Source organism: Micromonospora sp. AMSO12t (genome assembly GCF_008806585.1).
GTDB lineage: Bacteria > Actinomycetota > Actinomycetes > Mycobacteriales > Micromonosporaceae > Micromonospora > Micromonospora reichwaldensis.
Map to the genome: position 1 here is coordinate 1 of NZ_WAAS01000238.1, position 9862 is coordinate 9862.

Sequence of the window (9862 nt, forward strand, 5' to 3'; positions counted from 1 at the left end):
GATCGGGGGTAGGTCGGTGAGATGACGAGATCGCAGCCCCGGCGCGCCCGTGGCACGGTCGGCCACGCCTACAGCGCGCTCAACATGCGGCTCGTGCTCGCCGGGTTCGGTCTGGTGACCATGACCGTCTTCGCGGTGCTGGCGTTCAACGCCGACCTGGTGTGGCTCGGGGTCCTCTGCGTGGTCTTCGCGGTGGTCGCCGTGGTCGACCTGATCATCATCCAGCGGCGCCGCGCCGCCCGCCGCCGGGAGGAACCGGGAGCCCGCCACTCACTCTTCGAGTGACAGGAGTACGAGATGCCCATCGCGACCACCAATCCCGCCACGGGACAGACGCTCAAGACGTACGAACCGATGTCGCCGGAGCAGATCGACGCCGCGATCGAGCGGGCCGACCTGGCGTACCGCCAGCTGCGCGGCACCACCGTCGACCAGCGCGGGCGCTGGCTGAACGCGGCGGCCGACCTGCTGGAGGCCGAGCGCGACGAGATCGCCCGGCTGATGACCACCGAGATGGGCAAGACGTACGCCTCGGCCCAGGCGGAGGTCACCAAGTGCGCCGCCGCCTGCCGCTTCTACGCGGCGAAGGCGGCCGAGTTCCTCGCCGACGAGCCCGCCGACGCCGGAGCGGTCAAGGCCACCCGCGCCTTCGTCCGCTACCAGCCGATCGGGCCGGTGCTCGCGGTGATGCCCTGGAACTTCCCGCTGTGGCAGGTGCTGCGCTTCGCCGCGCCGGCCCTGATGGCCGGCAACACCGGCCTGCTCAAGCACGCCTCCAACGTGCCGCAGACCGCGCTGCTGCTGGAGGACCTGTTCCGCCGCGCCGGCTTCCCGGAGGGGGCGTTCACCACCCTGTTGGTCGGCTCGGCCGAGGTCGACCGGGTGCTCAGCGACCCGCGGGTGCGCGCGGCGACGCTGACGGGCAGCGAGGGTGCCGGCCGGTCGATCGCCCAGATCGCCGGCCGGGAGCTGAAGAGGACCGTGCTGGAGCTCGGCGGCAGCGACCCGTTCGTGGTGATGCCGTCGGCGGACCTGGACCGGGCCGCCGAGGTCGCCACCACCGCCCGCTGCCAGAACAACGGCCAGTCCTGCATCGCCGCGAAGCGGTTCATCGTGCACGCCGACGTCTTCGACGCCTTCGCCGAGAAGTTCGCGGCGAACATGGCGGCCCTGCGGGTCGGCGATCCGATGGAATCCGGCACCGACGTCGGCCCGCTGGCCAGCGAGGGCGGGCGCGACGAGATCCACGCCCAGGTGCGGGACGCGGTCGACAAGGGCGCCACCGTGCTCTGCGGCGGCGAGCTGCCCGCCGGCCCCGGTTGGTTCTACCCGCCGACCGTGGTCACCGACCTGAGGCCGGAGATGCGGATGTGGTCCGAGGAGGTCTTCGGGCCCGTCGCGGGCCTCTACCGGGTGTCGTCGTACGACGAGGCGATCGAGGTGGCCAACGGCACCTCCTTCGGCCTGGGGTCCAACGCCTGGACCCGGGACCCGCAGGAGCAGGAGCGCTTCGCCGTCGACCTCGACGCCGGGAACGTCTTCGTCAACGGGATGACCACGTCCTACCCGGAACTGCCCTTCGGCGGGGTGAAGAACTCCGGCTACGGCCGCGAGCTCTCCGCGCTCGGCATGCGGGAGTTCTGCAACACCAAGACCGTCTGGGTGGGCGAGGGGGCCGCCTCGGCCGGCGCCGGGGCGCACGCGGAGTAGCCCCGCCCGGCTTCGTCGGCGTAGCCGGACGCCGTCGTGGGTACGGAGTGACGCCATGACGGTGTTCGGCTTCCACGCGTCCCACGAGCAGATCCATCCCCGCGCCCTGCTGGAGGCGGTGATCCACGCCGAGCGGGCCGGCTTCGACGCCGCCATGTCCTCGGACCACTTCGCGCCCTGGAGCGAGCGGCAGGGCCAGTCCGGCTTCGCCTGGTCCTGGCTCGGCGCCGCGCTCCAGGCGACGGACCTGCCGTTCGGGGTGGTCAACGCCCCCGGGCAGCGCTACCACCCGGCCATCATCGCCCAGGCGATCGGCACCCTTGGGGCGATGTACCCGGGCCGGTTCTGGGCCGCCCTCGGCACCGGCGAGGCGAGCAACGAGCACATCACCGGCGACGACTGGCCGCGCAAGGACGTCCGCACCGCCCGGCTGCGCGAGTGCGTGGACGTGATCCGCGCGCTGCTGGCCGGCGAGGAGGTCAGCCACGACGGCCTGGTCCGGGTGGACCGGGCGAAGCTGTGGACCCGGCCGGAGCAGCCGCCGGCGCTGATCGGGGCGGCGGTCAGCGTGGCCACCGCCCGCTGGTGCGCCGAGTGGGCGGACGGGCTGATCACCGTGAACGCCCCGACCGCGCACCTGCGGCAGATGATCGACGCGTACCGGGACGCCGGCGGGCGCGGGCCGCTGCACCTCCAGGTGCACGTGAGCTGGGCACCGGAGCAGGCCGAGGCCGAGCGGCTCGCGTACGACCAGTGGCGCAGCAACGTCTTCGCCCCGCCGGTCTGCTGGGACCTGGAGACCCCGGAGCACTTCGACGTGGTCTCGCAGGACGTGCCGATGGAGAAGGTCCACGACGTCGTGAACGTCTCCGCCGACCTCGGCCGGCACGTCGGCTGGCTGGAGGAGTACCTGGAGCTGGGCTTCGACCAGATCGCCCTGCACCACGTCGGGCAGGAGCAGCGGGACTTCATCGACGCGTTCGGCGCCGAGGTGCTGCCGAAGCTGCGCAGCGCCGGCTGAGCGGTCCCGTCCCGGGCCTGCGCGGTGCCTGCCCGGGGGTGAGCGGACCGGCGTCAGGGCAGGCGGCGGACGAGGACCTGCCCGGGCCACGGGTCGCGGCCCGGGCGCTCGACCGTGAACGGGTCGGTGGCGGTGAAGCCCTGCCGCTCGTACCACCGGACCAGCGCGCCGTCGTCGCCCGCGTAGCAGTCCACCCGGAGCAGGCCGAGCCCGCGCTCCCGGGCCAGCTCCGCGGCGTGCGCCAGCAGCCGGCCGCCGATGCCCGACCCGGCGTGTGCGCGGTCGGTGACCAGCAGGTTCACGTACAGCTCGGGTTCGGTGGCGGGTGGCACGTACTCGGTCGCCGTCCCCACCACCAGTGCGCCGACCGGTCGGTCGGCGAGCGTCGCCAGCCACAGCCCGCCGCCGCTCGCCCAGGCCTCGGCCTGCGCGACCCGCCGCGGGTCGGTCGAGGCCGCCTCGGTGCCCCACTGGCCGGTGCGACCCCGCGCCGCCAGCCAGGCGGTGGCGTCGTCGAGCAGCCGCAGCACGGCGGGCGCGTCGGTCGGGCCGCCGGGACGCAGACCCAGGCTCCGCTGGTCGCTCATGACGGACATGCTGCTACAACCAGGTGTCTCGACGCGAGCAGGTTGGACTGGACGTCGGCCCTCGACGCCGCGAGCCCCGGCCAGGGAGGCGGTCTCCCCGCGCTCGTGCTGTCGAGCTGATGTCGTGGACGATTCACCGCTCCGGGCGCCAGCTACGCCGGGAGGTCATGGCGTCCCGCCCGAGTCGCCGGAGCTGGCGGTGCCCATCGTGCTGGGATCCCCGCCGTACCCTTCGCCGCGGAGGCTGCCCCGCCCACGGCGCCGTCCGTCCCGGCGGGACTGCCGGATGGCCCTGCGCGCCGCCGTCAACGCCGCGTCCCGCCCGTCGGGCGGCGACGCCCGCCGCCTGCTCAGCGGCAGCACGACCAGGATGAGGGCGACGACCGTCGCCGCGATCCCGGTCAGGATCCACCCCGTTGCATCCATGGCCATGATGGTAGGCGGGCTCCGCCAGGCTCTGGGCCGGCTGATCGTGGTCAGGGCGCCGCTGGCCGCCGGGCCTCGGCAAGCGCGACGAGCCGCTCGGTGTTCAGGCAGGAGGTCAGGCAGCGTTCCTTGGCGTCGCTGGTGAACCGGGCGGTCCAGTCGGTGAAGCCGCCGTCGCCGAGTTCGACCTCGTCGGCGCCGTCGCCGGCGGTGAACCGCAGCGCCGCGTCGACGTAGTAGCCCCGGCCGCGTCGGCGCTCCGGTTCGTCCACCAGCGGCACGCCCGACGGGCCCAGCGTCGGCCGGACGGTGTCGGCGATCCGTTCCCCGACCACAGGGCTGTCCAGCAACGTCAGGCGCACCCGGGCCGCCGCCGACGGCGGCAGCAGGGTGGCGAGCACCGTGCGCCAGTACGCCAGGTGCAGGGTGAGCAGCCGTGCCTCGGTGCGCCCCGAGCCGGTGTCGCGGGCGCTGGAGACCAGCGTGAAGAGCCGGAAGTGCGCCGACCAGGTCGGCCCGAAGTCCTGCGCCCGCAGCACCCGGTGGCAGGCGGCCAGGTGCACGGTGCCGCCGGCCGGCTGTTCCCGGCGGCGCACCGCGGCCTCGATCGCGAGCGCGTTTGTGGGGTCGCTGAGCACCTCGGTGGCGCGGAAGGTGGTGACGATGCGGTTCTGGCTCATCGGCGTGACGACCGAGCAGGTGCCGATCGGCGCGACGGGGGAGAGGTCGACGCCGGCGAACTCCGCCGGGAGTAGTTCCCACAGGCGGGCCTCGACGGCGGCCAGCGCGCGGGGGTCGGCCGCCGCCGGCCGGGTGAAGCGGTCCGTGCGCCAGCGGCGGACCAGGTCCGCCGGGCGTACCGCCGCCGCCCGGTCCCGGGCCACCGCCAGCAGCAGCGTGCGCAGGTCCGCCGGGCTCAGGCCGGCCAGGGCGCTCCGGGTGTCGTCCGGCAGTCGCGACCAGACCCGCCGCTCCGCGTCGTCCATGCCGGCCACCCTGTCGTACGCCCCGGGACGGCGTCCACCGGATTAGGCGGCTGCCGGCCGCACGGCCCGGACCCGGTGGTGGCCTCCCCCCGGGGACCCGGGGGAGGCCGTTACGCGGGCGACGCGCTCGTCACCTGGGACGATCCGGGCCGGTGCGGCCGAGGCGACGGATCGCCGGGGCGCACCGGACCACGGGTCGGTCAGGAGAGCGCGCAGGCCGCGCCGTTGACGGTGATCAGGCCGGGTGCCGGGTTGGCGCCGCCGCCGGTCACCGCGTTGAAGCCGAAGGTGACGGTGCCGCCCGGGGCGATCCTGGCGTTGTACGACTCGTTCTTCGCGGTGACCGTGGCCCCCGCCTGGGTCGCCTTCGCCAGCCACGCCTCGCGTACCTTCTGGTCGCCGGTGAAGGCGAAGCGGGCCGCCCAGCCGTCGATCGCGCTGGTGCCGGTGTTGCGGATGGTCACCTGGGCGGTGAACCCGGTGCCGCCCTGCCAGGCGCCGTAGTTGGTGTACGTGGCGGAGCAGGTGGGCGCCGGCACCGCCTTCGAGTCGCCCTGGTCGGCCAGGAACGAGGCGATCCAGGCCAGCGCCGAGTTCCAGTTGATGGCCACCTCGTTGGTCGCGTACGAGTTGATGTCGTCGACGTAGCAGAACATCGGCTTGCAGCCGGCGAGCAGCTTGGCGGCGAACGGGTCCTGCAGGGCGGCGTTCGGGCCGCCGGCCAGCGAGCCGGCGGGCGGCTTCGGCAGGTCCGGGTCGAGCTGGTGGCCGAAGATCCGGCTGTGCTGGTTCTCGGCCGCGTGCTCGCCCCACCCGGTCACGTACGAGATGTTCAGCGCGTTGCGGCCGAGGACGTAGTCCATCGCCTGCACCGCGCCGTCGCGGTACTTCGCGTTGCTGGTCAGGTCGAAGGCGGTGGCCAGCACGACCGCGTTGTTGATGATGTTGCTGTTGCCGCCCCAGAAGTAGCTGTCCGGGTCGCCGGGCATCGGCAGCCCGTACGCCTGCCGGGCCGCCTCGGCGAGGTGGGCGTCGGCGGCGGCGGTGACGGAGGCGCGGACGCGGGCCAGGTCGGCGGCCGGCAGTCCGTTGGGCACGGTGGCCAGGTCGAGCCGGCCCAGCGCCGCGACGCCCTGCCAGCCGAAGCCGCGCGGGTCGAACACGTTCCCGGTGTGGTGCGGCGACGCGGTCAGGTCCGCCAGGTACGGCTGCTCCCCGGTGGTCAGGAAGAGCTCGGCGGCGGCCCAGTAGAACTCGTCGGTGACGTTCGTGTCGTCGTACGCGCCGCCGCCGGTGCTGTCGGCGGGGCTGGCGTACCGCGTCGGGTTGGCCTTGGCGGCGGCGTAGGCCGTCTTCGCCGCCGTGCCGCAGCGCTTCGCGAAGGCCGCGTCGTAGGGGGCGAAGAGCCGCGCGCACTGGGCGGCGACGGCGGCCAGGTTGAGGGTGGCGGCGGTCGACGGCGGGTGCAGTTCGCGCTGCTCGGGGTCGTCGTGCGGGGCGAGCGGCAGCCCGGTCCAGTTCCGGTCGTGGATCTTGTGGTGGGCCATCCCGGCGAGCGGCTTGCCGGCCGGCACCTGCATGCGCAGCAGGAACTCCAGCTCCCAGCGGGCCTCGTCGAGCACGTCCGGTACGTCGTTGCCGCGCTCGGGCACCCGCAGCGTGCTGTCGCCGAGGGCCGCGCCGTGCCCGGCGGTGGCGGCCGTGCGGGTCCGCTCGAAGGTGTTCAGCAGCTGGTAGGTGGCGATGCCGCCGTTGACCACGTACTTGCCGTGGTCGCCGGCGTCGTACCAGCCGCCGCGCACGTCGAGGGAGTAGTCGCAGACGCCCGGCTGGCAGGGCACGGAGGTGTCGCCCTTGTTGGGCGCGACGCCGAGGTGCCCGGCCGGGCGGGCGTACTCCGCGCCGATCAGGTCGCCGTCGATGGCGATGCCGCTGCGCTGGGCGTAGAAGAACTGGAGGGAGTCGGCGCGCAGCCGGTCGTAGAGGGTGCCCGAGATGTCGAAGGGGTGGCTGGTCTCGCCGTCGACGGTGAGGGTCAGCCCCGCCCCCGGGGTCCGGTACGACGAGAAGTCGAGCGTCTGCACGTTCTGCCCGGAGGCGGCGTCGACGCCGCGCGGGGTGGTGCTGCCGCTGGCCAGGACGGTGCCGGCGGCCGACTTGAGCTGCCAGGGCAGGGCGTCGGTCGCCGACGTGACCACTGTGGCGTTCTTCGGTCCGCCGGGCAGGTAGCCGACCTGGTTGACCCGCACCCGTGGCCCGGTGTCGGGCACGTACGGCGCGGGCGGGTCGCCGCCGCGCAGCGAGACGTCGTCCAGGCAGACGGTCTGCTCGGCCGCGTTGCCGCCGACCTGGAAGATCAGTTGGGCGGCGGGGTTCGCCTCGGGCACCGTGAACGTCTTCTCGAACCGCTGGGCGGTGCCGCCGGCGGTGGCGTCGACGCTGGCGTACGTGGTGTAGGGGGCGGTGCCCAGTTGCAGGACGGCCTTGACGGCGGTGCCGGGGGTGGCGGAGACGTCGAAGCCGAGCGTGTACTCGGCCCCGGCGACCAGCGGCACGCCGTCCTGGCCGATGCCGGCGTCCCACGGGTTGGCCAGGCCGCCGGGCACGGTGGCGCAGAGCCGGCCGTCGGTGACCGCGAGCGGGCCGGTGCCATAGGAGAACCAGGGGGACACGCCGGCGCTGAAGTCGCCGTTGTCGATCTGCTCGGGGGCGTCGGGGGGCGGTTCGGCGTGGGCGGTGCCGGCGGTGGCTCCGGTCAGGGCGATGGCGGTCGCGGTCGCGAGCAGTGCGAGGCGACGTCGGGATGGCGTCACGGGTGTTCCTTCCGGACGACTGCGGGGACGGGGGATGGTGGTGGCGACCTGGGAGCGCTCCCAGACCCTGTCGATGGTTCCAGTGCCGCCGGCACCCTGTCAATCGATCCGGCTGGATGGCGTGGACCCGCCCGACGGGCCTCCGGGACAGTGAGATTCACCGCGCGACGCGCCGAGGTCCTGATCTCCTAGAGACAACTGAGCCCTCCGCCTGGCAGGCTGCCACCCATGACCCTGAAGCTGCGCTCCGTGGGAACGAGCGACCGTGGGCTGATCCGCAGCGGAAACCAGGACGCCCTGCACGCCGGCACCTGGCTCGTCGCCGTCGCCGACGGCATGGGCGGGATGGCGGCTGGCGACCTGGCCAGCGCGATCGCCATCGACGCGGTCGCTCCGCTGGACGTGGAGACCCCGGAGCACGCGCTGGTGGCCGCACTGCAGAGCGGCATCCAGCTCGCCACCGAGCGGATCCACCAGGCGGTCGCCGAGGATCCGGAACGGCAGGGCATGGGCACCACGCTGACCGCCCTGCTCTTCGCCCGGACGGGCAGCTGCCTGGCCCTCGCCCACGTCGGCGACTCCCGCGCCTACCTGTTCCGCGAAGGCGTGCTCAAGCAGATCACCCGGGACGACACGTTCGTGCAGATGCTCGTCGACCAGGGGGTGATCACCGCCGACCAGGCCAGCAGCCACCCGCGCCGGGCCGTGGTCACCCAGGCGTTGCAGGGCGAGGAGGTCTCCCCGTCGTACGCGACGATGGTGCCGTGGGCCGGGGACCGCTGGCTGCTGTGCAGCGACGGGCTGTCCAACGTCGTCCGCCCGGACACCCTCGCCGAGGTGCTCGCCGAGCACCCCGACCGCGCGGACTGCGCCCGCCGGCTCATCGACCTGGCGCTGCGCGCCGGCGGGCCGGACAACGTCACGGTGGTCGTCGCCGACGTCGTGCAGGAGTGAGCGAGCGTCGCGAGCGAACCAGCCGGTTCAGCGCTCTGGAGCCTCGTGGTGTCGCCGACCGCAGGGAGGTGACGACATGAGCCCGCTCAGCGCCGGCGCGGGGTGGCGTGCCGGGTGGGCGGGGCCGTGGTCGGGTCCTCCGGCCACGGGTGGCGCGGGTAGCGCCCGCGCAGCTCCCCGCGTACCTGCGGATAGCCGGTGCGCCAGAAGGAGGCCAGGTCGGCGGTGACCGCCACCGGCCGCCCGGCCGGCGAGAGCAGGTGCAGCAGCACCGGCACCCGGCCGTCGGCGATGCGCGGCGCCTCCCGCCAGCCGAAGGTCTCCTGGAGCTTCACCGCGAGCACCGGCGCCGCCGGGTCGGCGTAGTCGAGCCGGATCCGCGATCCGCTCGGCACCGCGATCCGCTCGGGCGCCACCTCGTCCAGCCGCGCCGCCAGCGCCCACGGCAGCAGCCGGCGCAGCGCCCCGGCCACGTCGAGGCGGGCCAGGTCGGCGCGGCGGCGGGCGCGGGCCAGCTCCGGGCCCAGCCAGGCGGGCGCGTCGGCGAGCAGCGCCTCGTCGCCCACGTCGGGCCAGTCGCCGCCGAGCGACTGCCGACAGAACGCCAGCCGCTCGCGCAGCGCCCGCGCCGCCGGGGTCCAGGTCAGCAGACTGAGGCCGGTACGACGCAGGCCGGTCAGCAGGGCCCCCGCCACCTCCGCCGGGTCGGGCCGGGCGATTGGCCGCTCGACCAGCTCGATCGCGCCCAGCCGCAGCACCTCCCGGGCCACCACGTCCTCGCCGGCCCAGCCGACCTCCCGCTCGGTGCGCAGCAGCGGCCCGCCCGCCTCCCGGGCGGTCGCCTCGTCGAGCGGGGTGGCCAGCCGCACCCGGGCGGTCGGCGCGCCGGGGGAGCGGTCCGCCACCGCGACCGCCAGCCAGTCGGCGCCGGCCAGCCCCGACCCGGGCGCCAGCTCCGCCGCGGTCCCGCCGCTCATCAGATACGCCGAGCCGCCCGGCCGCCGCACCCGGGCCAGCCGCTCCGGGTGGGCGAGCCCGACCAGCAGCCCGGCGGCCAGGTCGTCGGTCAACCGGCCCGCGTCGCCGGCCCGTGCGGGGTCGCCGGCTGACCTCGCCCGGCCGGGGCCTCCCGCCGTTGCGTCGGAAGCAAGGGGCGGGCGGCCCCGGTCAGGCCGTCGCGACTGCGCGTCGGGCAGGGCGGCGCGCAGTCGGCGTACCTCCGAACGCCAGCGGGCGGTGGCGCCCGGGTCCGCGCCCGCGCGTAGCCGGCGCCACGCGGCGGTCAGGTCGTCGCCCGGCCCGGCGGCGGTGTCCTCGGCGAGCAGCGCCACGACCTCCGCCGCCCGGTCCGCCCCCACCCGGGCG

Annotated in this window: 9 protein-coding genes; 4 read left to right on the forward strand and 5 right to left on the reverse strand. The window is 74.8% G+C overall.

The window, feature by feature from the left end; translation table 11 throughout:
• Nucleotides 1-21: 21 nt before the first annotated feature.
• From F6X68_RS25815 to F6X68_RS25825, 3 genes are read left to right on the forward strand one after another with little or no spacing between them, the layout of a single operon-like run.
• On the forward strand, nt 22-285 hold the full coding sequence (locus F6X68_RS25815; protein WP_151456710.1) for a DUF6343 family protein: 264 nt from the start codon (nt 22-24) through the stop codon (nt 283-285).
• 12 nt (nt 286-297) lie between these two features.
• A complete protein-coding gene (locus F6X68_RS25820) occupies nt 298-1710 on the forward strand; it encodes an NADP-dependent succinic semialdehyde dehydrogenase (protein ID WP_151456711.1) in 1413 nt (470 codons plus the stop codon).
• A 55-nt stretch (nt 1711-1765) separates the two neighbouring features.
• Complete coding sequence (locus tag F6X68_RS25825; protein ID WP_151456712.1) at nt 1766-2731, forward strand: TIGR03885 family FMN-dependent LLM class oxidoreductase; 966 nt, start codon at nt 1766-1768, stop codon at nt 2729-2731.
• A 53-nt stretch (nt 2732-2784) separates the two neighbouring features.
• On the opposite strand, the gene F6X68_RS25830 is transcribed toward F6X68_RS25825, so the two are convergent.
• From F6X68_RS25830 to F6X68_RS25845, 4 genes are all read right to left on the reverse strand, one after another.
• On the reverse strand, nt 2785-3318 hold the full coding sequence (locus F6X68_RS25830; protein ID WP_151456713.1) for a GNAT family N-acetyltransferase: 534 nt from the start codon (nt 3316-3318) through the stop codon (nt 2785-2787).
• A gap of 165 nt (nt 3319-3483) precedes the next feature.
• A complete protein-coding gene (locus tag F6X68_RS25835; protein ID WP_151456714.1) occupies nt 3484-3744 on the reverse strand; it encodes a hypothetical protein in 261 nt (86 codons plus the stop codon).
• A 50-nt stretch (nt 3745-3794) separates the two neighbouring features.
• A complete protein-coding gene (locus F6X68_RS25840) occupies nt 3795-4730 on the reverse strand; it encodes a hypothetical protein (protein WP_225852429.1) in 936 nt (311 codons plus the stop codon).
• 200 nt (nt 4731-4930) lie between these two features.
• Nucleotides 4931-7543, reverse strand: a complete 2613-nt coding sequence (locus F6X68_RS25845; RefSeq protein ID WP_151456715.1) for a glycoside hydrolase family 9 protein — start codon at nt 7541-7543, stop codon at nt 4931-4933.
• A gap of 228 nt (nt 7544-7771) precedes the next feature.
• Here F6X68_RS25845 and F6X68_RS25850 point away from each other — a divergent pair, with 228 nt between their 5' ends.
• Nucleotides 7772-8497 (forward strand): PP2C family serine/threonine-protein phosphatase, encoded by a 726-nt coding sequence (locus tag F6X68_RS25850; protein WP_151456716.1) that lies wholly within the window; start codon nt 7772-7774, stop codon nt 8495-8497.
• An 86-nt stretch (nt 8498-8583) separates the two neighbouring features.
• Here the strand turns inward: F6X68_RS25850 and F6X68_RS25855 are convergent.
• On the reverse strand, nt 8584-9862 hold a 1279-nt coding region (locus tag F6X68_RS25855), incomplete at its 5' end, for an ATP-dependent helicase C-terminal domain-containing protein (RefSeq protein WP_305069297.1).

What these genes read in the sequence shown, in the direction of transcription:
- F6X68_RS25835 (WP_151456714.1), bottom strand. Translation starts at nt 3,744, where the DNA reads ATGGATGCAACGGGGTGGATCCTGACCGGGATCGCGGCGACGGTCGTC.
- F6X68_RS25820 (WP_151456711.1), top strand. Translation starts at nt 298, where the DNA reads ATGCCCATCGCGACCACCAATCCCGCCACGGGACAGACGCTCAAGACG.
- F6X68_RS25825 (WP_151456712.1), top strand. Translation starts at nt 1,766, where the DNA reads ATGACGGTGTTCGGCTTCCACGCGTCCCACGAGCAGATCCATCCCCGC.
- F6X68_RS25850 (WP_151456716.1), top strand. Translation starts at nt 7,772, where the DNA reads ATGACCCTGAAGCTGCGCTCCGTGGGAACGAGCGACCGTGGGCTGATC.
- F6X68_RS25840 (WP_225852429.1), bottom strand. Translation starts at nt 4,730, where the DNA reads ATGGACGACGCGGAGCGGCGGGTCTGGTCGCGACTGCCGGACGACACC.
- F6X68_RS25815 (WP_151456710.1), top strand. Translation starts at nt 22, where the DNA reads ATGACGAGATCGCAGCCCCGGCGCGCCCGTGGCACGGTCGGCCACGCC.
- F6X68_RS25830 (WP_151456713.1), bottom strand. Translation starts at nt 3,318, where the DNA reads ATGAGCGACCAGCGGAGCCTGGGTCTGCGTCCCGGCGGCCCGACCGAC.